The following is a 24,057-nucleotide window of genomic DNA, read 5'->3' as shown; positions in this document are numbered from 1 at the left end:
GTTTAATAGCTACTTCTGGGGGTAATGATCACAGGTGAATCATTCAAGGTTTCCGAAGCCATGGTTTTTTGAATCGCTTTCGATCTTTGCATACTGATTTTTCGAATCGGTACCGGCTGATTTTGAGATAACACAGCAGGAACGGTTGATTTACCTGATGAGTTCAATGTTTCCTGATTCTTCAAAAAACGAGTAGCAGCCTGAGGTGTTACCAGCTCGATCCGATGATCTGCAGTCTGTTGCTGCATTTTCTGTTTAGAATAGGGCCACCATTCGATTTCATCATCGGTGGTTGAATAATCCTTGGCTGGCTGCTGCTCAAAAGTAGCTGATACCTTCCAGGAATTTTCCCAGTATGTTGTTTCTCCTGGAGGAGGTAATCGAGGGAGATCCTGTTTATCCACTTCAGGCTCTGGAATCACTGGTATTGGCTGGAGGTGATTAGTTTCAGACTTAAGCGGCAACTCCTGGAAAAAAGGTGTGGAGTCAATACAAGAAAGTTCCTCATGCACGATCTCTGATTCTTGAACGATTTCCTGATTGTCAGAAATATTTCGAATCCACTGAGGTGTTTTCATTTTTGACTTTATGATGCTATAGAAACTTTTCACCTTTCCGTTCATCTGTTTCATTTTCTGAGAAACTGACGAATGGTGGGGAACTAAACCAAGGTAGTTCTGAGCGGGTTCTTCTGACTCGCGTATTTCCTCAGAAAATGATGAATCTTCGCTGGATACAAATTGTTGTGAGATTTTTCGAATCCATGAAACATTTTCGTTACTGCCGTTGTCAGGAGTTGGCAGGAGTAAACTTGGCGGAGCCGGTGGTGGAAAGTTATTTTCAACTGGCGCTGGAGCAGGTTCAGGAGGAAATTCATATTGTGAAGGCGATGATATTATTTCGCTATCGGGAATGACATTGTGCTCAACACTAGCATTCGCAGCCTGTTGGTATACTTTCTGTTGAGCATATTGACAGCCATAGATTCCCGTGAAAGTTAGCAAGCAGGCAGACAACGAGACAATTTTTGAATATGGCATTGACATTTTCATTTCCTAATTCCATGTCGTGCATTAGGCACCGTATATAAAATACCACTTTTGAGTTTGACAAAGTAATAAAATGTGGTATGTCACACGAAATAAAAATCGGTCAATTCTGCCGCTCTGTAATATATGAAAGCGATGAATCAGTTAGAATAAGTTCAACAACCATCCGTTTATTCTTGCTAAAACGATTTCTCATAAATGCAAGTGTCGTGATTGATAATTCTGTTTTTCAGTCTCTAACGGTCGTAGTATTTGTACCTGCTCACCTAATAGGAAATATCACTAAAAAAACAGCTTTGAAGATTTTTATCAAAACAGGAATCAGTTAAAATTTATCGATTATTCATTTTTGAATGATTGTTATCAAAACTCAGTCCAGATATCTCTACAATTGTTGGAGAAGTCAAGGGTCAAGGGATCGGAATGAAATCTGGTTTTTTCTACAATAAAGAGATGGATTTTATATCGTTTTAAAAGTCGGGAGTGCACACATGATAGATATGAAAAAAATTCTCGTCCCCACTGACTTCAGTGAATTTGGCGAACAAGCTCTTGTATATGGTTGCGAGTTTGCGAAACGATTTGGTGCTGAGTTACACCTGCTCAATGTAGTACAGGACGCGGTTGCTATGTTCCCGGAACCAAACATGATGGGAACGTCCATGAATGATCTGGTTGCCGATATGCAGCATTTAGCACAAAAACAATTGGCAGAAATGCCTGATTTTCCCGGAATGGAAGAAATCAAGGTCGTACGTGAAGTTCGAGTAGGTCCCGCGTTTCTGGAAATTATACGTTATGCAAACAAAGCAGAAATCGACTTGATTGTCATTGGAACTCATGGTCGTACTGGCATCAAACACATGCTACTGGGAAGTGTTGCGGAAAAAGTGGTTCGAAAAGCACCCTGCCCTGTACTAACGGTTTCTCACCCAGAACGTGAATTTGTGATGCCCACTTAAATAATTTGCCATAGTCACTTTACCGATAGCCGTATACAATATTTAGGAATCGATGATAGTACCATAGTATCTCGATTAAAAATTTTATGACCTTTCTCTGAACTTAAATTTGAGGGAACAATGCCAAAACTGACTGTGGAAAATGTAGGAGAATTTGATGTGGAAGCAGGTAAGCGGCTCGTACTAGCCTTAACCGATGATGCCCATATTGATCAATTACATGCTTGTGGTGGAGCAAGTCGCTGTACGACATGTCGAGTTGAGTTCGTTGAAGGTGAGCCAGGTCAAATGACCGTAGCCGAGAAAAACACCCTTGAAGCCCGTGAAGTATCTGATTGCCGATTAAGTTGTCAAATTCTTTGCGATCATGATATGACTGTCCGTGTAATAAGCCGCCTAGAAGGAAGTGGTCGAGCTGATGCCGGTAACAGACCTAAAGACGATATTGAACCACAACCTGTCGAATGGACTGACAAGTAATTTACTTGAAGATTTCTGATACTCAGTAATGACTGCTCACAATTCAGAACTTCTTCAAATCAATTCTTATCGTTTTTTAAGAATCGATTCTTATTGAGAGAGGGAAAACCTCATGCAAAAAGTTCTGACTTTTCTTTTGATATTCGGTTGGCTATGCCTCTCTGACGCCGGGATCTTGTCTGCTAAAAATCGAGACCCGAAAGTTCAAAAAGCAATCACCAATGCTTTAGAATACCTGGCAAGAGAACAACGTCGACAGGGATACTGGGAAGCGAATGGCGGTCAATATCGCGTTGCCATGACCGCACTGGCCGGGAACGCACTTTTGGCAGAAGGCTCTACAACAACGCGTGGAAAATATGCAAAAAACATTAAAAACGCGGTAGATTATCTTCTTGAAATGAGCCAGCCAAATGGATTAATTGGTTATAAGAACGACTACCATTACACCTATGGTCATGGTTATTCGATGGTCTTTTTGTCGCAAGTTTATGGTGAAGAAGAAGACTCAGTGCGACGTAAAGAATTGAAAACGGCACTGATGAAAGCAGTCGGCTTCTGTGCCAGTGCGCAAACGACTCGCGGCGGTTGGGGCTATGTTTCAGCGAAAGATGGGAACGATTTTGACGAAGGCTCAACCTGTATAACACAAGTCCAGGGATTAAGAGCCTGTCGCAATGCGGGTATCCCGGTCGATAAAAAAATTATTGATCGTGCAAAAAAATATATTGCCGACTGCACTACTCCAGAAGGTGGCGTTCAATATAGTATTCGTGGTGGTGGAGCGAGACCTGCCATTACTGCTGCTGCTTGTGCTGCCTTATTTAATGCCGGCGAATATGACTCAGATCAACTGAAAAATATGTTAGAATACAGTCGAAAGAACATTTGGCCCGGCGGTAGTTCGAATCGGTATTTTGGTCACTGGCATTACGCGCACTTTTACTATGCCCAGGTGATGTACCGAGGAGATACTAAAAATTGGGAAAAGTATATTAAGGATATTGGCCAACAAATCATCCGCAAACAATCAGCCTCTGGAGCCTGGATGGAAGGCCATGTTGGTCCCGTTTATACTACTGCGATTAATGCAACCATACTTCAATTGGATAATGGTTACCTACCCATTTACCAGAAGTAGTTTCGATCCCTTTATGCATCGCTTAATATTGTTAGATGACTGACGGTTGACTCTGCTAACTTTTGAGGGTTGTAGCCTCCTTCGAGTAAACTGACTACTCTTCCTTCACAGTATTCATTCGCTGTACTCAAAACAATCCTGGTTAATTCTCCAAAATCATCGCTTTCTAATCCTAGTGAACCAACCGGGTCCTCGCGATGCGCGTCAAAGCCTGCACTGATAAGAATCAATTCCGGACGACATCTCTGGGCAGCATCGACTAACATCCGCTCAAATCGAGAGAAATAGTCATCTCGAGAAATTCCAAAAGCAAGAGGAAGGTTCCAGATTGTACCCAGCCCCTTGCCTACCCCTGTTTCATTTGCTGCACCAGTACCAGGATAAAATGGAGCGCGGTGGACGGAGAAGAAATGAACGTTTTCATCTTCATAGAAAATATCCTGTGTTCCATTACCGTGATGGACATCCCAATCAACAATAAGAACCCGACGCAACTGATATCGTTCTATAGCATGCCGCGCTGCGATAGCAACGTTGTTCAACAAACAAAAACCCATTGCCTGATCTATCAATGCATGATGGCCCGGTGGTCGAATTGCACAAAATGCTCTTTGTGTTTGCCCCTCAAGAACTTGTTTTACAGCTTCAAGTGCGCAGCCCGCTGCATGACAAGCAACTTCGTAAGAGTGTAATGAAACAACAGTATCTGACTCGACTCTGCCTCCCCCTTCAGTACAGAACTGCTTTATCTCATTCAAGTATTCTGGAGAATGTACAAGCTGTATTTCCTGGATAGTTGCGTTTCTTTGATTATCAATTCTTATTAGATCCGATATTATTTCTGTTGAGAGAAGGTCGAAAATGTTTTTTAAACGATCCGAACATTCAGGATGGTTACCTGTCTCATGCTGCAAAAAAAAATGACTCTGAAAAAAAACAGTCATGAAAAACCCATTTGAGCTTGAAATAATCAACTTCTAAGCTGATATAAATTGATTGTCCCGTATAAAAGGAATAAAAGATTCAGTTTAAACTGAACATTCCAACAACATATTTGTTTCTCAAAAGCAGAGCACTTCAAAAAGAAATTTCTTAATGAAAAGTACCAATCTTTTATAATTCTTCGCTCGAACATAGTATCCAAAAGCGATTCTAAAGTGAAAACCAGTCAGTTAAATCAGATAATTCTTGACAGTTCGTAAGGTAAGGCGATAACTTAAGATAAACAATATCTGGAAATATTAAGATTGACTGAGACAATTATCATTAGAGTAATGAAGATTTTCTTATATCAAATGTGAATTCAGGAGTAATTCCTTGTATCTGCTGATATTAATTGGCATATTTAATTGGTAACAGCCTGATATTTATCGTATTATTATTAGTATATCATCTCCTCATTCCGCATCGTTCGGAACTAGTATTGTGGTCGGTATTTAATCACAGGAAATCTAATCGACTGCCATAGAGTTTTTTGCCTTATTAGTGTAATATTTTTCTTGAATGTTAAGCTCCCTATTGTAGTCGAGAGTGCCCCACACGTTTTCGATATAGAAACGGGGTTCGAGCAGAACGTTGAATGAAGGAACTTTCCGTGCGACAATCCATATGCTCGTCTCAGGTCATTTCACGAGTTGGAACACTGATTGCCAGGCCTGCAGGGTTTTCTCTGCTGGTGGTTGGGTTGCTTTTTTCGTCCAATTCGTCGCTTCTCGGCCAACAGCCCGCTCCTCCTGCTAAACCGGCTGCTGACCAACCAAACGCAAATCCAGCTGATCCACCCAAGGATGACGCTCTTGATAAAATTAAGGAATTAATGAAGCCTGAAGAGGCGGTAAACTTTCGCAAAACAAAATTGAGAAAATTCGACGATTTGCTTCGTAGCGGAAAGATCAGTGGCAATGCAGATAAGAAACTTATCGCCGAAGGAGCCCGTTACGAACTGTACCTAATGACAATGAAACAGAATCCACATAAGCCCGCAGAAAAAACGGATCTTAAAAAGCTCCGGTTAAATATTCTACGTGACATTCAGTTCTCTGGCCGTGTCTCAGGCAACAGTCAAGCGAGAGAACTTTACCTGGCAGAGTTGACCAAGCGCGCTGAAGACCTGTTTAATAATCACCGTCTCGTTCGTTTCAATGCCGTCGTCCTACTGTCACAGCTGGACCTGAAAGATGAAGACAGGCGCAAGAAAGTAAAACGAACTGCTTACACTCTGGCTTATGCTCCACTGGTAAAAATCATCAGTTCAAAAACTCAACCCGTTGAATTGAAAATTATCGCTGCAAATGGCCTGGGTCGCATTGGAAGAATGGGTGACCCCACGAATGCCTTGCGAATCAAAATCGTAGAGGCGATCATTCCTGAACTAGAACAATCACAAAAGGAACATTCCTGGTATCAACGAAGCCTGGTCGATGCATTGGGTTCGTTGGATATTACAGACAATCTGGCACGACGCCCTGTTGTTGTGAATGCTTTATTGAAAACCATGAGCGATCCGAAACGCACTTGGGGAGTTCGTTCGGCTGCAGCCTATAATCTTGGTAAACTACCACTCAAAGCGAACTCTGATATCAAACTGATCACGTATTCTATCGTAGATCTAACCCGCAAAATGGTCGCAGCATATAATCAAAATAATAATGCCCGCTTCTGGAAACGTTGCTTTTGGAATGTTTATCTCGCTTTCAAACCCGAATTCGCCAATCAAAATAATGGTTTGTTCAAAAAACAAGTCAATCAAACGGTAGTCAATGATGCTTACAAGCAAATCATCAAGCCCGCTGCTATAATACTCCAACCTGGACCAACTCCAAAAATTCCTGCAAATGTCACAAAAGCTATGGATGACTGGTTGAAAAAAAATCTCCCTAAAAACTTTCGAGTCGCCCCCGGTCAAGTTAAGCCTCCAAACCAGAAAGTCGCTGAAGGTAGCTAATCTCGTGTGATTTAGTTCAAGTAGCACAACTTGAATGCCATCCCGGTTTCTTCTAGTACTTACCTAAAACACGACAAAATTCATACGTCTGGTTTAAAAGCATTTGCTGCTTATTTCTTCCTGTTCATGTAAAGTATCTCCCATGAAAATCACAGACGTTCGTGCGATACAACCCATTGGAAAAGACTCTCCCTCAGACTGGCGGACAACCTTAGGGCAAATTCTTGTGGCCATAGATACTGATGCCGGGCTGACGGGCTATGGAGTTGGTGGAGGCGGTCTGTCAGGAATTCATGTTGTAAAAACTGTATTAAGAGATCTGCTAATTGGACGAAACCCGGAGAAAATTCCTCAGCTATGGAATGAAATGTACCAAGCAACTTTGGCTTTCGGTCGCAAGGGAATTGCGGTAATGGCCATTAGTGGTGTTGATCTAGCCTTGTGGGACCTTAGTGGAAAATCCCAAAAACTGCCAATCGTTTCTTTGATGGGAGGAAATCCGGGTGAAAAAATTCCGACGTACCATACCGTCTGGGATTTTCAGGATTTATCGTCTGTTGCCGAACACGCGGGATTTAAACTACATCTTGGAAAGGTGGCAGCTCCTGATCAGCAGGAAATAATGATTTCAGCCATTGAACAGGCACGGTCACTGATCGGAACAGGCCGACTCTTAATGGTTGACGCATGGATGAAGTGGAATGTTGATTCTACCATTGCCATTTCAAAAGAAATTGCAACGTTCAATATAGAATGGATTGAGGAGCCACTGTCTCCAGACGATTTGAGTGGTTATGAAACTCTAAAAGAAGAGTCAGCTGTTCCTATTGCGGGAGGCGAACATGAATTTACAGCAGCAGCATTTAGACCTTTAATTCAACAAAAACTACACTCTGTCCTACAACCTGATGTCTGCTGGTGTGGTGGTTTGACGGAATTGATCAAAATCTACAAAATGGCAACAGCGGCTGAATTACGTGTTTGTCCCCATCGTGGAGCTGAAATTTGGGCTCTACATGCAATTGCTGCCCTTGATCCCAATCCTCTGGCCGAAACGGGGCGTCCCTGGATGACATGGGTTGAAGGACAACCATCAATAGAAAATGGGATGATTGAACTCTCAGATCAACCAGGCTTTGGGCTCACGTTCGATGAACACAAACTGAAGCTGATCCACTAGCACTGGTCTCATCTAAGGATCGCGAAACTGCCCACATTCAATTACTATTGGCCCGTAGACTCTAGCAACGCTACAATGCTCATAGATTCAGTCTAAACCAAATAAACTTTTAAAATTGATTATCCCGACTCAGAAAGCACTCACAGCTATGAACTTTCACAATTTCAGTTTTTTTGGTCTCTTTGCTTGTTTCCTTCCGGTACTCCTCATTTCGTCAGGTTGCAATACTGAGAATTCCAATGAACAAGTTACAACGATTCCTGTTCGAGAAGACCCACCTATTCCCACAGCACCAGAAGGACCTGCAATTCTGACTGAAGAAGACATTCATGAGCTTCTGCTAAAAAATAATCCAGACTACAAGGGAAACGCCGAATTTGGAAAGTTGAAAGGAGAGATTATCTCGATAAATCTTCACAAAACGAATGTGGAAGATATCACCGCGCTCAAAGGATTGAAATTAGAATATCTGGATCTTACCAATTGCCCTGTATCTGATTTGAGTCCTCTCAAGGGGATGAAGCTGCAACAACTCTTTCTTGAAGGAACGTATGTCAGCGACCTGGAGCCACTGAAAGGGATGCCTTTACAAATCTTACGGTTAGAGCACGCCCCGGTGTCCGATATTTCTCCATTAGAAGAAATGCCCATCAATCAACTAAATCTCTTTGGTACAAAAGTCAAAAATCTCAGTATTATTAACACCCTGCCACTCAAAACATTATGGATTCCTAAGACTCAAATCACAGATATCACTCCTCTCAAAGGAATGTTGCTGGAAAGCCTGGATATTCAGGATACGAAAGTCACAGATTTAAGCCCTATCAAAGGAATTCAGCTGCTACGATTGAACCTGGCCAACTCAGCCGTCACCGATCTAACTCCACTCAAAGGCATGCCGTTACAACGCCTGATTTTCACTCCCTCCCAAATTACAAAGGGCCTGGATATCATTCGCGAAAGCGAGTCAATTCAAGGTATCGGAACATCTTTTGACAACGTAAAAGCAGCAGAACTTTTCTGGAAAGACTACGATGCCAAACAAAGCGAGCAAAATAAATAGACAGCTTATGTTAGTTTGCTCGTCGCAATCTCAGTCAACAAGATACTGATTGTTCCCAGAGAATATTTCTGACTTCAAAATACCCAGTCGGTTTCCCCAATATTGAACTAGCACTCCCAATGTCAGTAAACCATAGCGGGCACTGCGCTTGAAATTGATACTGGAGGCTTCTTCAAAATATCGAACTGGTACCGGAATGTCACCTAACTTAAATCCAAATCGAACCGTCTGAGCGAGAAATTGACTATCAAACACAAAGTCATCTGAGTTCTTTTCAAAAGGAATCTTTTCCAAGACCTCGCGACGATAAGCGCGAAATCCACTATGGAAATCTCCTAAGTTCTGCCCTAACGCCATGTTCTCAACAATTGTAAGTATCCGATTTGCAATATATTTATAAAGTGGCATTCCACCTTCCAACGCTTCTGCCCTGGTTCGAATTCGTGATCCCAGGATAACGTCGGAAATTCCTAATCGAATTAGTTCAACGGCAATGGTCACTACTCGGCTGTCATATTGATAATCTGGGTGAATCATCACCACATAATCTGCACCTGCTTCCAACGCGTAGCGATAACAAGTCTTTTGGTTTCCGCCATAGCCAGTATTTTGCTCATGTTGAATGACCGTTAATCCCAGCCTCTTCGCTACTTCTACCGTATTGTCGCTACTGCAATCATCAACGAGCACAATTTCATCAACAGAACCTGTGGGAATATCAGCGACTGTTCTTTCCAAAGTACTGGCTGCATTATAAGCTGGCATCACAGCGACAACCCGCCCTTTAGGAGAGGTTAATTCAGACTGATGGGAGGAGTTTGTAGACATAAAATAATTAAGATCTAAATGAAGAGCTGCAGCCGGAAATATGTTCTTCGAATTTAAGTTGGAAGTATTGTAATATCCGTTAGCAATATACGAATATCCACAGAGCATTCCAATTTAGTTTAGCAAAAGCAGCCATGCATTGTTTACGAGAGGAAGTCTGTAAACAAGTCTAATAGCGTAAGTTTTGAAGAAACTATCACACAGTGGATGAGGTCAAGCTGCAAACTCGATTTCGGCCTTCTGCTTTGGCCTGATACAGGGCATTGTCAGCAGCGGCAACTAATGATTCGACATTCTCCATTGTATGTTGACTATAAGTCGAAATTCCAATACTGGCAGTGACAGGGATCCGTGTTTCATTGAATTCGATTACTGCAGATTCAATTGAATGGCGTATGACTTCAGCTATTCGTTCAGTACCAGCTAAACCAATATCTGGTAAAAGAATCGCCAATTCTTCACCACCATAACGTGCAGCAATGACATTATCTGAAGACCGTATCTCGGTAATACGATCTTTCAAAATTTGTGCTACCCGCCTTAGGACTTCATCTCCTGCCTGATGACCGTAAGTATCATTAACTGCTTTAAAATGATCCAAATCAATCAAGACCAATGAACATGCCATCTGCATACTTTGAGCACGGTTAAATTCATCTTCAATAAACTCATCAAACGATCGCCGATTGACCAATCCTGTCAAGCCATCCTGTTTGGCCTGTCTTTCAATCGTAGCATGACTGAGTACTTTGAGTAGCGTGTTTGAAAGAAATTGAGAGGCCCAGGAAATCAATCGAAGCGATCTTTCATCATAGGGCTGGCTATCTTGCCGTGACAAACAGATTGCACCGATTCGCTTTCGATTTGTAACAAGCGGAGAGACGAGACTAGACCCAATCAGCGAGCGAATTCCATGTTTGTCCAGTTGATCCCCTGAAAGTGAAGTATTCTCCCCTGAAGTTAATCCTATCTGAACTAGCTTAATTTCATGCTCTCGCCAACGTGCTTTGACCCCTGTCTGAAGTGTAATTCCACATTGAACAATGGCTTTACAGCGCTCTTCTTCTTCAGGGGTAGATAGGAATAAGCCTGCTCTACCAGACTCAGTGAATTGACGTAATCGATCTAAAAATTCCTCCAGCATTTTGACAGGAGTTTTAAACTGTTGATCAGCCAAAGAGCGTAATTCAAGTTGTTCTCTGGTAACTCGTAATTCAAAACGGTGGTTCTCAAAATCTTGATTTTTCACTATGTTGCGTGATACACATATCAACAACCGTTTCGCCAGCTTGATTTGCTGTTGTTCATCGACTCCCTTGGGATAGAGATCCGTCGTCAGGAAAATCCCAGAAATATTATCGTTTTCATAAACCGCCATCAGAATGAGTTTTCGAACTCGAGGCTTATCCTGATCATGAATACAAGCATATATTTTTGATTCGCGTAGTTTCTTTCCACGCAGAATAATAATATTTTCTGTATGTAATTTTTTTAGAAGATGCTCATCAATTTCGTATACTGCTTTCGAATTCTTAGTAATACCTCTAGACTCTCTAAGCTTGAATTGACCTCCCATTTCATCGAGGTAAATCCCAAAACCCTCACGCAAAGAAGGGACATATCGTTTTAAGAGCAATTCGATGGCTTGATCGAATTCTGATTGAGTCACAAATTCTCTCAGAATATGATTCTCAATCAGCGTCATTGCGCGATCAGACTGGACTTCATTTAGTTCTTCTTCAACAGCAGAAATATTCCGTTGGTACTCTTCATTCTCCTTATGAATCGCATTTAACTTCCATGTATAAACCACGTATTGCAATAAGCAGACGACGGCGATTGCCACAACACTGATGCTGGACACACCTTGGGCAACATTGTTCGTAAATACTTCAACGATTGATGCAATGATGTAAGACAACAGTCTCCTGCGCTTTCTAACATACAGGCCGTTTAGTTAAAATTTGTAGATATTTTTATAATTGTGGTATCCATTAAACTTAGCTCAAAAACGTGAACCGATTCGTTCATTTTTCATTTACGAATCGGGATATTTACTACTGTGTTCAAAATAGCCTTGAATTCGTTATAATCCGAATAATATTACTTTTTTCACTTCCCGTTCGAATCGAAGATTGTTTCTAATGGTATTGGTTCTAAACCTCCTACATATAATTCTTTTTTAAATAGCAGGCCCATCATGAATGAACACAGTACACTCACCTTTCCTAAGTCCCGAATTATTTTCATAAAGATCTACGTACTGATGCTTATGACTATTTTTACGGTCAGTACAGGGCCTGTTTCCGCAGATAATCAAACCGACAAAAACACAAAATCGAAAACCACTCAAACCCAAAATCCAACAGACTCAAAAAAGAAGAAATCTCAAAAGTGGGTCTCTCTGTTTAATGGAAAAAGCCTTGATGGCTGGAAAGTTCCACAGTTTGGCGGTGAAGGAGAAGTACACGTTGCGAATGGAAACCTGATTCTGGAAATGGGAGTCGATCTGACTGGTGTCACGATAACTGATACAAAAAAACTGCCCCTCACAAATTATGAAGTGGAATTGGAGGCAATGCGTGTTGACGGAAATGACTTCTTTTGCGGACTCACATTTCCTGTAAAAAAAGATCCCTGTTCCATCATTTTAGGTGGCTGGGGAGGCAGTCTTTGCGGGCTTTCCAGTATCGATGGAGACGATGCTTCTCAAAATAGCACTACCAGCTTTCAAACGTTCAAAAAGAAACAATGGTATAAAATTCGTTTGCAAGTTACTAATCATAAAATTCAAGCCTGGTTAGACGGAAAACAAATCATCGATCAAAATTTGAAAGATCGTAAAATTTCAATACGCCACGAGGTAGAGCTTTCAAAACCATTTGGAATTACTTCGTTTTCTACAACAGCCGCTTTAAAAAACATTAAAATTCGCAAGCTCACCAAAGAAGAAGTTGATAAAACGGCTCCTCGAAAGTGAGCGTATGTTGTTTTTTATCAACATACCGATGGTTTAATTCACCAAAATGCACGTCTAGAGTTACAGAAACCCCATCATAAATCCCTGTATAGGAACGATTTAACAGACCAAGCTTTATTCAGAAATCGACTGGTACTTTTTTTGCGTTTATTGATTCTGCGAATGCATTGAAATTTGCGTGATTTCTCATTCATCAATTTTTGAATTCTTTAAGCAAAATGGTATCGTCTTGAACTCACAATTAACTGCCGAAGTCACTGCCTTAATTGCATCACAAAGCCTTTCACTGGTAGAAGGTATAAGACCGTTCCCTCCGACGGCGCTCTATGATTTCTGGTTTCATGGGCAGGAACACCTAAAGCAAAGACGCAAATACTTCACTCCCTTGACCAGCGATAATCATCATACTGAAATCTCTGAAAAAGAGTTGGAAGTTATCCTCACGGAATTCTTTGCCGAAGAAATGCTGATTCGAGTTGCTACTGCTATTCTAACAGCAGCTGATAAGAGACGGAATCAATGTCAGGCAGAGCCAATTGCCAGAAATCTTTTTCTGGCATCTCTTGAAGTTAAACGATTGGCTTTGATTATTCTAGTATCAGAGAAGTACTTGAGTCTGGAGACCTTAAAACGAATCAACCGCACGAGACGCTCTATCGAACGCTGGACAGACCTGCTGCTGGGACAGCTCGTCTTAAGATTTGGACTTGAAGAATTCGCTCATGATGGTGCCCGCTCCCAGGATTTTGGCGAGGACCAGTCAACAAATCTGAATGCCAATCATCCGATACAAATCTGGGATTTGATTACCGCGGGGTTACGGATCTCTTTTCCAGGTAGCCACTCGAGCAAAATAGGAAATCAATGGGAATTGATGCTGGGAGCTATTATGGCATGCTACCCCTCTGAATGCTTCAATCACTCTTCTAGCATGAAATCAATTCATCAACTTCGACTGGAACGGAGTGGAATTCACCCGGAAACGACTCTGGATCGTTTACCCGATAAATTTAGTTCGTTCTTATTTGATTCTTCGTTAGAAATTGATATACATGAGCCTACGTCTCTAAACTCAAACTTCGACAAAAGCTCTAAAAAATCTCATTTATCCCTAAACAATCAATCGGTTAGTTTTTCCAAACTTAGAAAACGAAAGCCCAACGAGTCTTCATCCTGACAATAAAAACACATCAAAATTCTTTTCAGAATGTCTGTTGACTTGAGTCAGTAGACGGGAGTATTATGATTTCTATCTAGGAAGATCTTTCTAGAATTTGATATTTTTAATTGTTTTGGAGTTTCTCCGTGATACATCGGTCTGGTACTTTTAGCTTTAATTTTGTGCAGTTGAGTTCTTACTCACCTTGGCACTTTTTTGGCTATTGGTTTACCACATCAGGTTACCTGACCGATCGAAAATATACCGTTCATAGCAGTTGAACAAACATAAAATTCGATTGGCCCTGTAACCTTACTGGTTACAGGGCTTTTTTTATTCCCTGAAACTGAAATAGAAAAGAGTCAATGTCATGATTGTAGTAATGAAACCGCATGCCACCGAAGAGATGGTACAGGCGATGGTCAGGCGTGTCGAAGAAATGGGTCTGAAAGCCCATGTGATCGTTGGCGAAGAACGCACCGTCATCGCAGCGGCTGGCGTAAAACGGGACAGACACCAAACGGAACTCGAATCGTGCGAAGAAGTAGAAAAGGTCGTTCCGATCGTCGCGCCCTATAAAGTAGCCAGTAAAGAAACGAAACCAGAACCTACAATTGTCTCAACTCGAAATCTGAAGATCGGTGGCTCTCATGTGGGAGTGATTGCTGGTCCCTGTTCTGTCGAAAGTGAAAAACAAATTCTGCAAGTCGCTCATCAGGTAAAAGCGGCAGGAGCGACAGGACTGCGTGGGGGAGCTTTCAAACCACGAACCAGCCCTTACTCTTTTCAGGGAATGAAAGAAGAAGGCTTGAAACTTTTAGCCCTGGCGAGAGAAGAAACGGGGTTGGCTGTTGTTACTGAAGTCATGACCCCCCATCATGTTGAAATGCTTAGTCAATATGCGGATGTACTGCAGATCGGTGCCCGCAATATGCAAAACTATCATCTCTTGCAAGCAGTCGGTGAAACTCGACTCCCTGTCTTGTTAAAACGAGGCCCATCGGCATCAATCGAAGAGTTTCTGCTTGCCGCTGAATATATTCTTGATCAAGGAAACAAACAGGTCATTCTTTGTGAACGTGGGGTTCGCACCTTCGAAACTCATACTCGTTTCACACTTCCCCTGGCAACCGTACCCTACTTACATGAACGTACCCACCTACCGGTTGTTATTGACCCAAGCCATGGTACAGGTATCGCAAGTCTTGTTCCCCCAATGTGTGCTGCTGCAATTGCGGCGGGCTGCGATGGATTAATTCTCGAAGTACACCCTGATCCTTCTCGCGCAATGAGTGATGGAGCCCAATCTCTCACACCACAAGCGTTCGCAGAAACAATGCAAGCCTGTCGCAAAGTTGCGGAAGCTGTTGGAAAAGAACTAGGATAGTTGAAATCGTGAATTGATTCGAATTCATCTTTACTGAAGGAGTCAGAATATGAAACTGTGTCTCTTTTCCGTAAGCTATGCCGGTTTCTGGGGTCAACATACATTGAGTGTGAATGACTTCATCGTGCAAGCGGCTCAGTTGGGCTATGATTCGGTAATGTTAATGGGTAAGCGGCCTCATCTATCTCCACTCGATGTCACACCCGAAGAAATCGAGTCGATTCAAGGTGCGCTCCATGAGCATCAAATAAAATGTTCAATCATTGGTGGCTATACCGACTTTTCTGGAACGGGAGCCGCCGAAGTCCCTTTTCTGGAAATGCAAATACAGTATGTGCAACAGCTGGTTTATCTTGCACAACAACTTGGAGCATCTACAGTGCGTCTCTTTACCGCTTACGATGCTGGATTACAAATGCCTCACGTTCTGTGGGGTCAGGTAGTCTCCGCTATTCAGGAATGTTGCGACCGTGCTGCCACATCCGATGTCACGATTGCTGTCCAAAACCACCACGATGTCGGAGTTCACTCGGATGCCCTCCTGGAACTGTTCCACGATATTGACCGCCCAAACTGTAAACTCGGCTTTGATGCCTGGTCCCCTGCTCTGCGAAATGAAAACCTGTTCGAAGCGGCGCGTAAAATGGCTCCTTATACAGCAATCACGACCAGTGCTGATTACATCAAAATGCCCCGCTTTGCGTACCAACCAGAGTTAATCAATTATCAAAGACAACAACCAGATATGGTCCGCGCAGTCAAATTTGGCACCGGTTTTATTGATTATTCTGCTTTTTTTCACGGGTTAAAAGAGGGTGGGTTCAACGGCACCGCAACTTACGAAATGTGTTCTCCCATCCGAGGTGGGGGTAGTCTCGATAATCTGAATGCATACGCTAGCGAGTATTTAACGTGGATGAAAACGCATTTAATGTAAATCCATGACCAAGACCTCTACAGGCTTATTGCAATTGAACCATATCTAAAAACCCACCTTGGGGACAAATAGTTTATTTCTTAGCAGGAATGAATTTTAATAACCTCTCAACAGTAGTTGGCTGTTCGTCTGCAAGATTCTCAATCGGGTCAGGAGTTTTTGAAATATCATAAAGCTCATTTTTTGTTGGCTTCCCTTTTTCGGTAGTGGTGATTAAGCGATATGTTTTTGTACGCACGCTAATCGCCGAATTCCAATAACTTAATGAAGCATCGCGTACTGCTGTTTTAGATCCGGTCAGGATCGGTTTCAAACTAAGACCATCCAATGGATATTGAGTCTTCTGAAAGGCAGGCTGACAAAGCTCAATAAGTGTTGGATAGAGATCAATGCTTTCGACTAATGCCGCTGATTTCAACCCCGCCTGAGAAACTCTAGGAGCACGAATCATCAATGTACTTTTCAAAGCACGTTCAAATGGGGCATGCTTGGCCCAGAGTGCGGAATCTCCCAGAAACCATCCATGATCCCCCCAGACAACTACAATTGTGTTCTCTCTTAGTCCTAATTCATCCAATTCCCTGAGTACCTTACCCACTTGTCGATCAATATAACGCACACATGCCAGGTAAGCACGTCGTGTTTTAAGGCGTGCCGGTTCAATCAAAGGCCGTGTTTTTTCAAATTCCATATTGTAATTATAAAATTCACCACTCTTGTGCCAGTAGGAAGAACTGATCTTTTCCGGATGCGGTGCAGGTGGAATATTCACACGAGACATCGCCTCCCAATCTTTTTTGGGTGCGACGAATGGAAGATGTGGTTTGAAAAAACCAAGCCCCATAAAGAAAGGCTTCTGCTGTCGTTTCATTGCTCTTAGCTCCTGGATTGCCTGTCGAGCGAGTAAACCATCAGGAAGATCTTCATCATGCTCAACGTTGAATTCCATCAAGTCACGAATTCCGCTTCCATCTTCGCGGCTCTGGCCATTTGCATAAGCAAAAAATATTCCCCAACCTCTTTTCCAGGAACCAAAGGGAGTAGCCAGTTTATCCCAGGCAAAGGGTAACTCAATACGGCCATCCCCGCTTCCATTATATTCAAAGACCCGACCGTCGGCCGTATGTGAAATTTTTCCGATACATGTCGTGAGATAACCACTTCGACGGAACAGTTCTGGTAGTGTCTGCGCCCCTTCAGTCTGACTTGTAGAAAGCGCTGATTTTCCATGATAAAATGCTTGATTACTGCGAGTCACCCCTGATTGCATCGGACTGCGTCCCGTCAATAAAGCAAAGCGCGAGGCGCCACAGGTAGGAACTTGCACAAAGTGATTTGTAAATAAGACTCCTTCTGAAGCTAATTGATCCAACGATGGGCTCTGAACATAGGGAAGCCCATAACATCCCAGTTCAGTCCGTAAATCATCAATGGCGATAAACAGGATATTAGGACGCTGCCCGGACTTTGATTCTTGTGCATCGACAGACAGGACCAAATAAAGGAATATCAAAACCAAAATCTGAAAACAGAAACGAATATTCTTAAAGAGCATTTTAGGAGGAATCTTAAACAAGAATTACAATTCACTGATTTAAAACATCACAAACATATTCATTAAGAGTTTGACACGATCTCAGGGTCTTGTATACAGTAAATCAACCTGAAAATGCGATAGAAACTGAGACGACTTACGATTCCACTACCAAAACACCGGTTCCGTTGATTTGATCATTTTTTAAATCCATTAATGCCCGGTTAGCATCCTGCAAGGGATAAGTTGTAATATGAGGTCGTATTGGAATTTGGGCTGCTTCCCGCAAAAGTGCTTGTCCGTCCAGTCGCGTATTCGCTGTAACTGATCGCAGGTTTCGTTCATAAAACAACGTTTCCTCATAATTCAATTGAGGAATATCTGACATATAAATTCCCGCTAAAGCGAGAGTGCCTCCCTTTTCCAGAGACTTCAATGCAACGGGAACCAGTTCACCTGCTGGAGCGAAAACAATGGCAGAGTGCACTTTGACAGGCATTTGATCCGCCCTTTCACCCACCCAGGCTGCACCCATAGCACGCGCTAATTGACGATGTTTTTCTCCGCGCGTCACGACAAAGACTTCACAATCACGATGTAAGGCAATCTGAATTACCACATGGGCACTGGAACCGAACCCGTAAATCCCCAGACGTTCACCCGGTTTTAATTCACTCCGTTGCAAAGCTCGATAACCAATAATCCCTGCACAAAGTAAAGGAGTCGCCTCGAAATGGCTGAACGCCTCAGGAATTGGATAGGCATAATCTTCATGTATTACAGCGAATTCAGCAAATCCGCCATCGGCATGATAACCTGTAAAACAAGACGATTCACAAAGGTTCTCTCTTCCGGATTGACAAAACGAGCATATACCACAGGTGCTACGAAGCCAGGCAATTCCAACACGATCACCAGCTTGAAAACGTTGACTGTTCCTCCCCACTTTCACCACGGTCCCAACAACTTGATGACCAGGAATGACAGGGGATTTCGCTTTTGGCAAATCACCCTCAATTACATGCAAATCAGTGCGACAAATCGCGCAACATTTTACGCTGATCAATATCTCGTTTAGACCAGGTTCAGGAACAGGGACGTCTACCAGTGAAAGAGGGGAACTACTAATGGAAGCTCTCCGACTTAATATCATGGCTTTCATTGGAGGATATTCTCCAACATCGATCCTAATTGATGAGTTTTAAAGTTCTTGTTTATATTCCGATCTCTTTAGCCATCCAATCGCAATTAATAATCATTATGAGAGCTTGAGTACTTTCTCCCATGTAATTCATTATTTATTTGTACGACATGAAATCAGAATTTTACTTAAAAACACCCTTTATCAATGTGGTCGGCCAAGATCTCTTTCATACGACTGATGTTCTCTTCTTCCTGACTTTTGATATCTTTCCAAAATCCTTCCAATTCGGAATGCCCCTTTGCGTTGGCAATATATTGATCACAACGCCAAAGAGAATCTAACCTCTTGCTGAGTTCATGTATTACATCATGATCGTGATCTGCACATCCTTTTGTTTCGCCAATGTGCTCCATTTGTTGTTCTGCTGTTAAGGTCATATCCAGTTCCTTTCTTTACGAATTTAAGACTTACACCCTTTTCCTAATGACATCAAAATACAATTCTCTTTCAACTCAAGTAATCAGGAGTTGAGGTAAAGTTTAATAGGGAAATCCCCTAGGACATGACACGGATCATAAACTATGCCCAAGGTATTTACACGCCTCATTCCTCTGGTTATGTTGAAGAAATAATCTGGGGCACTGTCATGACGAAGTGAAAATATTCGCGAAGTCTCGTACAAGGACCTGAAGTTTTTGTTTAACATTTTCAGTGTAATGCTTGAAACAACATTGAATTTAAGGAGCAAAACCATGACCGTTGGACGAATTTGCACTCGGGAAGTTGATTTAGTAGATGCACACGAATCGGTTCAGATAGCTGCAGAACGAATGAATGCGCGTAATGTAGGAACGCTTATCGTTCTAGATCAAGAATCGCATCCGATCGGTATGATAACAGATCGCGATCTGGCTCTCCGTGTTGTCGCTAAAGGGCGCGATTCGATCCAAACACTCGTCTCCGAGATCATGACTCAATTTCCATACAATGTAACTGAAGAAACTTCGATTGAAATCGCACTCTCAAAAATGCGGGCTGGTGGATTTCGTCGATTACCTGTTGTAGATGCAGCAGGAAAGCTAATCGGTGTTGTCTCACTAGATGACATTCTGGAACTACTCTGTTCTGAATTTACGGATATTGGAAATTTGATTCGGAAGGAAAGCCCGGAAAGTTTGGCTCAATCTTAAAATTCAATGCGTTAATAGAGTCCGTTTAGCATGGAAAATTCAACATATAAGCAAAACACGAATCAATGGAATGAAGCACGACAAAAAATGGTGGCAACTCAACTCGTGTCTCGGGGCATTAACGATCGTCGTGTCCTGGATGCAATGAGCCAGGTTCCTCGTGAGGAATTTGTTTCACCTGAAAAAAAGACGTTTAGCTATAACGATTGTGCCTTACCCATTGATTGTAACCAGACGATTTCTCAACCGTTTACCGTTGCCTTTATGTGTGAAGCCGCTCAATTGAATGGTGATGAAAGCGTGTTAGAAGTTGGTAGTGGATCAGGATACGGCGCTGCCGTTTTATCTTTGCTGGCTCATGAGGTTCATACCATCGAACGGATACCAGAATTAGCACAACAGGCATTCGAAAGACTACGTCGTCTTGGTTTTTTGAATGTACACGTCTACTCTAACGATGGTACATTAGGGGTATCAGAAGCGGCTCCCTTTGATGCCATCATTGTAACAGCGGGAGCAGAATCATTACCCTCCCCCTACCTCAACCAGCTAAAGGAAGGAGGTAGAATCATCATACCCATCGGAACAGAACATGCCGGTCAAACGATGTATCGGTTTACGTTAAAGAATGGTAAACTATCCGAGGAAAACCTGGGAGCATTCGCTTTTGTTCCCTTGATTGGAGAGTATGGATGGCCTGTCTGACATTGCCACTCACTATTTAATTTTAACGGGCGGCTTTTGTCCTTTCGGAATCAAAGTGATGTATTTCCGTTTTTGCATCCGTTGATCAAAGTCTGCTTTGGCAGCTGTTACCAGAGCTGGATTCTCCATCAGTTCGACTGTTGTAGCAGCTAATGCCTGGGCAGCATAGAGAATTCCTTTATCACCTATTGAAGAACCGATGCAGGCCACATTCTGCCAACTATGACCGGGATTCCCTGCCGCAAAGCAAGTAGTACGCAAGCCACCAGTGGGAATATGCCAACTGATATCTCCCACATCGGTAGAACCTTTTGTTGAGGTTTTGGATTCGAGTAGTGAATGAATCCGGTTATCAATCGCCACAGAAAAGTCCTGACCAAATTTATCAATCAATGGCTGTTGAATCCGGCGAGCAAATTGTTTTTCCTCTTCCGAAAATTCGGGAGGCCCAATTGCCGTCAATTTTTTGTGGATCAATTCTGAAAGTGGCGTGTTGGGAATCAACTCATGATTATCGGTATCGACGTGTACTTTGAGTTTGGTTCGCGTCATGAGTGCAGCACCTTTGGCGATATCAACCACCCATTTATAGTTTCTCTCCAGATCTTCGTGAGAATTGGCCCGCACATAATACCAGACAGTCGCTTTCGCCGGAACGACATTTGGCTGACCACCTCCATCGATAATCACATAGTGCATCCGCGCATCTTCTTTAACATGCTCCCGCATAAAATTGACACCAGTATTCATTAACTCGACGGCATCCAAGGCGCTCACACCACTTTCCGGACTAACTGAAGCATGTGCAGGCAGCCCGGTGAATGTAAATTTGACGGACACCAAAGCTTTCGAACTTCCTAAATGCACGTTCGTTTTAGAAGAAGGATGCCAATGCAATGCAATATCCAGATCTTTAAACTGCCCATCTAGTAACATATAAACCTTGCCTAAACCGGTTTCCTCAGCCGGTGTTCCATATAATCGAATGGTGCCTTTAAGCTTGTGCTCATCGATCGCTTTTTTAACCGCGAGAGCCGCTCCCAAAGCAGCTGTTCCCAAACCGCTATGCCCACAAGCATGCCCTGCTCCCCCTTCCACTTTGGGCTCGCGATAAGCCACTGTTTTTTGAGACAAGCCAGGAAGGGCATCATACTCAGCTAAAATTCCGATAATCGGTTTACCACTGCCGTAACTGGCCACAAAAGCCGTCGGCATATCAGATACACCACTTTTGACACGAAATCCCGCCTGTTTTAATTTATCAATCAGCAACTGTGACGATTTCGTTTCCTCTAAACCGATTTCCGCGTAATTCCAGATCGCATGATTAACGGCCTTCAATTCATCAGATCGATGAGTGACATCATCTACAGCCGTCCGTTGAGATGAACTCAAGCCGTTAGATAGTCCTTCATCAGCCCAGCTATTTTGTATTTGTGACGCCCGGATCGCTAATAAACAGAAAACTGACAGCACAATCTTAATAACCAAATTCATTCGCATGATGGCCTCTTTTTCTGGATTTTTAAGTAAATAATTTAATTTACATATCCAGATTACCAAAGCCACGAAAAAATTTCACCTCATTTTCTTCTTCGAATTTCTTTCTCGTCAATCACAAATAGAACTCCAGCATGACAATTGAAATTAAAGGCCAGTCAGGTTGAAATCAAACGTGTTCTCTCCTGCTTTGACATCTGCCTCAAGTTCAGTCTTGGTATTATACTTTGCAGGAATCTTCTCCTTCACTGATTCGACCTCCACCTGAGCATCGTCACCTTCCTGTTCAACTTCATCTTCCCCTTCGGTCAAAGTAGTAATGGCGACTTTATTGTGGCCTATTTTACATCCCGGAGTATCCCGGATGTAGATTAATTCATATTTTCCCTCTGCATCGGTAGTTGCAATCGCCCTGCGACCAGAGTCGGGAAGAAAGGTGACGGTTGCTCTAGCAAGTGGTGCCCCATCAAATGTGATAACACCTTTTACCAACCCCAGGTCGGGTTGATCACTTGCTGGCCCGCCGCAGCCAAAGACACATACATAGAGAACCAAATAGGTAAACATTAAAAAAACCGTTTTCTTAATTTCCATAATTTCTACTAACCTTTTCATAACCCTGATTCATAAAAAAACTGCATCGCTGTTTCGCAACGCAGTTTGATTGTGGTATTGTCATTTTAGAATTCACCTAATGTTTCTCTTTTAGCTCTTGTGCTGAGCGCTCGATAAGTCGCCATATCGATGTTCTCTGAAAGAAATCGCACTCTACCATCACCAAGCACAAAATGTGCGCCCCCCACATGGTAGCTGCCCGCTGCTTCTTCACCATATGAATTAATAGGGTCATTATTTTCAGCGGCAATAAGGTACTCTGTCATCTCAGTCGGAGGATTGCTATCAGCCCCACCAGAAAAACAATATTTACGATCACTACCTGCACCACCGAGCATGTTGGCGTCTCCACCTGAATCAATGACCTCACTGACAAAGATTGTGTTTGAGAGGCCATCAGTAACATCACGAAAGGTAACGTTACTACTTATGAAAAACACGCCGTCGGCGTTCATACACCCACCCGGTGCTGCCATTTGAGCCGCGGTAGTTATGGGGCCACTGTAGCAGTTGTCGCCAGAACTACCAATTAGGGTTCCCATATTTCCGTTGTAGTTTGAAGTTTGATACAAATCCTTCTGAGGTCCCCGACTAGCATCTGGCTGAGAAGGACAGCGAAATACAGGAATGGCTGTTCTACCCGCCAAGCGCTGCTTGGTGCTGGTTGAACCACCAGACTCCGAGCCCATTCCACTGGAATCAGGTCCTTGTATCTGATTATAAAGAGGTGCTTGGTCGATATAAGGTAAAATACTTGCATGCCAAGTCCAACCATGACCATTGTAAGTTGTTCCGGATGAATTAAGCAAAGTGATACTACCCGGCGGTAATGAACTAAAGACGTCGTGATAATTATGTAACGCCAGTCCAATTTGTTTCATATTATTTTTACAACTACTACGACGAGCAGCCTCACGAGCTTGTTGGACTGCTGGCAACAATAACGCAATCAAGATTGCGATAATTGCGATGACAACCAGGAGTTCAATCAGAGTAAAACCTTTTTGATTCTTCATCGTTCCCTCTTCTTTGAATAAGTTTAAATAAATAGGTTACTAAGAGATGACTGTCTTATGACAACGTATATTTCTTCCGTTTCATGATTAGATAGAAGCATTTCTTACTAATGAATTTGGTTCTGATATGATCACCAGAATCTTTGGGTAGAGCTTAATTTCGCTAAGAATTTTTGATGATTTTAATATGGCAATATAAAAATTGTGTGAAGAGAGTATGATATTCGTAAGAGATGATTATGC

22 protein-coding genes are annotated in these 24,057 nt (G+C 42.6%); 12 read left to right on the top strand and 10 right to left on the bottom strand.

The features are described from left to right. Positions 1-2: 2 nt before the first annotated feature. Positions 3-1,046, bottom strand: coding sequence for a hypothetical protein (locus tag V202x_RS17885; protein ID WP_145177860.1), 1,044 nt, complete (start codon positions 1,044-1,046; stop codon positions 3-5). 494 nt (positions 1,047-1,540) lie between these two features. Between V202x_RS17885 and V202x_RS17880 the strand changes: the two genes are divergently transcribed. The 3 genes from V202x_RS17880 (at position 1,541) to V202x_RS17870 (ending at position 3,632) form a co-directional block, all read left to right on the top strand. Beyond that, positions 1,541-2,011, top strand: coding sequence for a universal stress protein (locus tag V202x_RS17880; protein ID WP_145177858.1), 471 nt, complete (start codon positions 1,541-1,543; stop codon positions 2,009-2,011). Positions 2,012-2,131: 120 nt separating this feature from the next. Beyond that, a complete protein-coding gene (locus V202x_RS17875) occupies positions 2,132-2,491 on the top strand; it encodes a 2Fe-2S iron-sulfur cluster-binding protein (RefSeq protein WP_144985150.1) in 360 nt (119 codons plus the stop codon). Between the two features lie 112 nt (positions 2,492-2,603). Next, complete coding sequence (locus tag V202x_RS17870; RefSeq protein ID WP_145177856.1) at positions 2,604-3,632, top strand: prenyltransferase/squalene oxidase repeat-containing protein; 1,029 nt, start codon at positions 2,604-2,606, stop codon at positions 3,630-3,632. Between the two features lie 11 nt (positions 3,633-3,643). On the opposite strand, the gene V202x_RS17865 is transcribed toward V202x_RS17870, so the two are convergent. Next, a complete protein-coding gene (locus V202x_RS17865) occupies positions 3,644-4,576 on the bottom strand; it encodes a histone deacetylase (RefSeq protein ID WP_145177854.1) in 933 nt (310 codons plus the stop codon). A gap of 650 nt (positions 4,577-5,226) precedes the next feature. Between V202x_RS17865 and V202x_RS17860 the strand changes: the two genes are divergently transcribed. The 3 genes from V202x_RS17860 (at position 5,227) to V202x_RS17850 (ending at position 8,819) form a co-directional block, all read left to right on the top strand. Then, complete coding sequence (locus V202x_RS17860; protein WP_145177852.1) at positions 5,227-6,576, top strand: HEAT repeat domain-containing protein; 1,350 nt, start codon at positions 5,227-5,229, stop codon at positions 6,574-6,576. 142 nt (positions 6,577-6,718) lie between these two features. After that, positions 6,719-7,756 (top strand): mandelate racemase/muconate lactonizing enzyme family protein, encoded by a 1,038-nt coding sequence (locus V202x_RS17855; RefSeq protein WP_145177850.1) that lies wholly within the window; start codon positions 6,719-6,721, stop codon positions 7,754-7,756. A gap of 148 nt (positions 7,757-7,904) precedes the next feature. Beyond that, positions 7,905-8,819, top strand: a complete 915-nt coding sequence (locus tag V202x_RS17850; protein ID WP_145177848.1) for a leucine-rich repeat domain-containing protein — start codon at positions 7,905-7,907, stop codon at positions 8,817-8,819. Between the two features lie 30 nt (positions 8,820-8,849). On the opposite strand, the gene V202x_RS17845 is transcribed toward V202x_RS17850, so the two are convergent. Both V202x_RS17845 and V202x_RS17840 read right to left on the bottom strand, forming a co-directional pair. Beyond that, positions 8,850-9,647 carry a glycosyltransferase family 2 protein gene (locus V202x_RS17845; RefSeq protein WP_232098549.1) on the bottom strand — a complete coding sequence of 266 codons (798 nt, stop codon included), beginning with the start codon at positions 9,645-9,647 and terminating at the stop codon, positions 8,850-8,852. Between the two features lie 196 nt (positions 9,648-9,843). Further along, the gene (locus V202x_RS17840; RefSeq protein WP_145177846.1) at positions 9,844-11,568 is read right to left on the bottom strand and encodes a sensor domain-containing diguanylate cyclase; all 1,725 of its coding nucleotides are present in this window, start codon (positions 11,566-11,568) and stop codon (positions 9,844-9,846) included. A 345-nt stretch (positions 11,569-11,913) separates the two neighbouring features. Here V202x_RS17840 and V202x_RS17835 point away from each other — a divergent pair, with 345 nt between their 5' ends. The 4 genes from V202x_RS17835 to V202x_RS17820 all read left to right on the top strand — a co-directional run bounded on the left by V202x_RS17835 (position 11,914) and on the right by V202x_RS17820 (position 16,110). Continuing rightward, on the top strand, positions 11,914-12,627 hold the full coding sequence (locus V202x_RS17835; protein WP_232098548.1) for a DUF1080 domain-containing protein: 714 nt from the start codon (positions 11,914-11,916) through the stop codon (positions 12,625-12,627). A 229-nt stretch (positions 12,628-12,856) separates the two neighbouring features. Further along, positions 12,857-13,804 carry a hypothetical protein gene (locus V202x_RS17830; RefSeq protein ID WP_145177842.1) on the top strand — a complete coding sequence of 316 codons (948 nt, stop codon included), beginning with the start codon at positions 12,857-12,859 and terminating at the stop codon, positions 13,802-13,804. A gap of 352 nt (positions 13,805-14,156) precedes the next feature. Then, positions 14,157-15,173: a 3-deoxy-7-phosphoheptulonate synthase gene (aroF, locus tag V202x_RS17825; protein WP_145177840.1), complete on the top strand. Its 1,017-nt coding sequence runs from the start codon at positions 14,157-14,159 to the stop codon at positions 15,171-15,173. 49 nt (positions 15,174-15,222) lie between these two features. Continuing rightward, the gene (locus V202x_RS17820) at positions 15,223-16,110 is read left to right on the top strand and encodes a sugar phosphate isomerase/epimerase family protein (protein WP_145177838.1); all 888 of its coding nucleotides are present in this window, start codon (positions 15,223-15,225) and stop codon (positions 16,108-16,110) included. A gap of 73 nt (positions 16,111-16,183) precedes the next feature. On the opposite strand, the gene V202x_RS17815 is transcribed toward V202x_RS17820, so the two are convergent. The 3 genes from V202x_RS17815 to V202x_RS17805 form a co-directional block, all read right to left on the bottom strand. Then, a complete protein-coding gene (locus tag V202x_RS17815; RefSeq protein ID WP_145177836.1) occupies positions 16,184-17,665 on the bottom strand; it encodes a sulfatase in 1,482 nt (493 codons plus the stop codon). 136 nt (positions 17,666-17,801) lie between these two features. Continuing rightward, positions 17,802-18,797 (bottom strand): zinc-dependent alcohol dehydrogenase family protein, encoded by a 996-nt coding sequence (locus V202x_RS17810; protein ID WP_232099028.1) that lies wholly within the window; start codon positions 18,795-18,797, stop codon positions 17,802-17,804. 176 nt (positions 18,798-18,973) lie between these two features. After that, complete coding sequence (locus tag V202x_RS17805) at positions 18,974-19,225, bottom strand: hypothetical protein (RefSeq protein ID WP_144985137.1); 252 nt, start codon at positions 19,223-19,225, stop codon at positions 18,974-18,976. Between the two features lie 315 nt (positions 19,226-19,540). Here V202x_RS17805 and V202x_RS17800 point away from each other — a divergent pair, with 315 nt between their 5' ends. Both V202x_RS17800 and V202x_RS17795 read left to right on the top strand, forming a co-directional pair. Then, positions 19,541-19,978, top strand: a complete 438-nt coding sequence (locus V202x_RS17800; protein ID WP_197992942.1) for a CBS domain-containing protein — start codon at positions 19,541-19,543, stop codon at positions 19,976-19,978. 30 nt (positions 19,979-20,008) lie between these two features. Further along, the gene (locus tag V202x_RS17795) at positions 20,009-20,683 is read left to right on the top strand and encodes a protein-L-isoaspartate(D-aspartate) O-methyltransferase (RefSeq protein ID WP_145177830.1); all 675 of its coding nucleotides are present in this window, start codon (positions 20,009-20,011) and stop codon (positions 20,681-20,683) included. A gap of 12 nt (positions 20,684-20,695) precedes the next feature. Here the strand turns inward: V202x_RS17795 and V202x_RS17790 are convergent, their stop codons facing one another. The 3 genes from V202x_RS17790 to V202x_RS17780 form a co-directional block, all read right to left on the bottom strand. Beyond that, positions 20,696-22,186 (bottom strand): amidohydrolase, encoded by a 1,491-nt coding sequence (locus tag V202x_RS17790; RefSeq protein ID WP_145177828.1) that lies wholly within the window; start codon positions 22,184-22,186, stop codon positions 20,696-20,698. A gap of 144 nt (positions 22,187-22,330) precedes the next feature. Beyond that, a complete protein-coding gene (locus tag V202x_RS17785; RefSeq protein WP_145177826.1) occupies positions 22,331-22,798 on the bottom strand; it encodes a carboxypeptidase regulatory-like domain-containing protein in 468 nt (155 codons plus the stop codon). 65 nt (positions 22,799-22,863) lie between these two features. Continuing rightward, positions 22,864-23,814 (bottom strand): DUF1559 domain-containing protein, encoded by a 951-nt coding sequence (locus V202x_RS17780; protein ID WP_144985132.1) that lies wholly within the window; start codon positions 23,812-23,814, stop codon positions 22,864-22,866. Positions 23,815-24,057 lie beyond the last annotated feature (243 nt).

The sequence above is a fragment of the Gimesia aquarii genome (assembly GCF_007748175.1).
Classification (GTDB): domain Bacteria; phylum Planctomycetota; class Planctomycetia; order Planctomycetales; family Planctomycetaceae; genus Gimesia; species Gimesia aquarii_A.
The sequence above is the reverse complement of the archived record's forward strand: the minus strand, read 5'-3'. Positions and strand labels throughout refer to the sequence as shown.

What these genes read in the sequence shown, in the direction of transcription:
- V202x_RS17885 (WP_145177860.1), bottom strand. Translation starts at nt 1,046, where the DNA reads ATGTCAATGCCATATTCAAAAATTGTCTCGTTGTCTGCCTGCTTGCTA.
- V202x_RS17880 (WP_145177858.1), top strand. Translation starts at nt 1,541, where the DNA reads ATGATAGATATGAAAAAAATTCTCGTCCCCACTGACTTCAGTGAATTT.
- V202x_RS17875 (WP_144985150.1), top strand. Translation starts at nt 2,132, where the DNA reads ATGCCAAAACTGACTGTGGAAAATGTAGGAGAATTTGATGTGGAAGCA.
- V202x_RS17870 (WP_145177856.1), top strand. Translation starts at nt 2,604, where the DNA reads ATGCAAAAAGTTCTGACTTTTCTTTTGATATTCGGTTGGCTATGCCTC.
- V202x_RS17865 (WP_145177854.1), bottom strand. Translation starts at nt 4,576, where the DNA reads ATGACTGTTTTTTTTCAGAGTCATTTTTTTTTGCAGCATGAGACAGGT.
- V202x_RS17855 (WP_145177850.1), top strand. Translation starts at nt 6,719, where the DNA reads ATGAAAATCACAGACGTTCGTGCGATACAACCCATTGGAAAAGACTCT.
- V202x_RS17850 (WP_145177848.1), top strand. Translation starts at nt 7,905, where the DNA reads ATGAACTTTCACAATTTCAGTTTTTTTGGTCTCTTTGCTTGTTTCCTT.
- V202x_RS17845 (WP_232098549.1), bottom strand. Translation starts at nt 9,647, where the DNA reads ATGTCTACAAACTCCTCCCATCAGTCTGAATTAACCTCTCCTAAAGGG.
- V202x_RS17835 (WP_232098548.1), top strand. Translation starts at nt 11,914, where the DNA reads ATGCTTATGACTATTTTTACGGTCAGTACAGGGCCTGTTTCCGCAGAT.
- aroF (WP_145177840.1), top strand. Translation starts at nt 14,157, where the DNA reads ATGATTGTAGTAATGAAACCGCATGCCACCGAAGAGATGGTACAGGCG.
- V202x_RS17820 (WP_145177838.1), top strand. Translation starts at nt 15,223, where the DNA reads ATGAAACTGTGTCTCTTTTCCGTAAGCTATGCCGGTTTCTGGGGTCAA.
- V202x_RS17815 (WP_145177836.1), bottom strand. Translation starts at nt 17,665, where the DNA reads ATGCTCTTTAAGAATATTCGTTTCTGTTTTCAGATTTTGGTTTTGATA.
- V202x_RS17810 (WP_232099028.1), bottom strand. Translation starts at nt 18,797, where the DNA reads ATGATATTAAGTCGGAGAGCTTCCATTAGTAGTTCCCCTCTTTCACTG.
- V202x_RS17805 (WP_144985137.1), bottom strand. Translation starts at nt 19,225, where the DNA reads ATGACCTTAACAGCAGAACAACAAATGGAGCACATTGGCGAAACAAAA.
- V202x_RS17800 (WP_197992942.1), top strand. Translation starts at nt 19,541, where the DNA reads ATGACCGTTGGACGAATTTGCACTCGGGAAGTTGATTTAGTAGATGCA.
- V202x_RS17795 (WP_145177830.1), top strand. Translation starts at nt 20,009, where the DNA reads ATGGAAAATTCAACATATAAGCAAAACACGAATCAATGGAATGAAGCA.
- V202x_RS17790 (WP_145177828.1), bottom strand. Translation starts at nt 22,186, where the DNA reads ATGCGAATGAATTTGGTTATTAAGATTGTGCTGTCAGTTTTCTGTTTA.
- V202x_RS17785 (WP_145177826.1), bottom strand. Translation starts at nt 22,798, where the DNA reads ATGAAAAGGTTAGTAGAAATTATGGAAATTAAGAAAACGGTTTTTTTA.
- V202x_RS17780 (WP_144985132.1), bottom strand. Translation starts at nt 23,814, where the DNA reads ATGAAGAATCAAAAAGGTTTTACTCTGATTGAACTCCTGGTTGTCATC.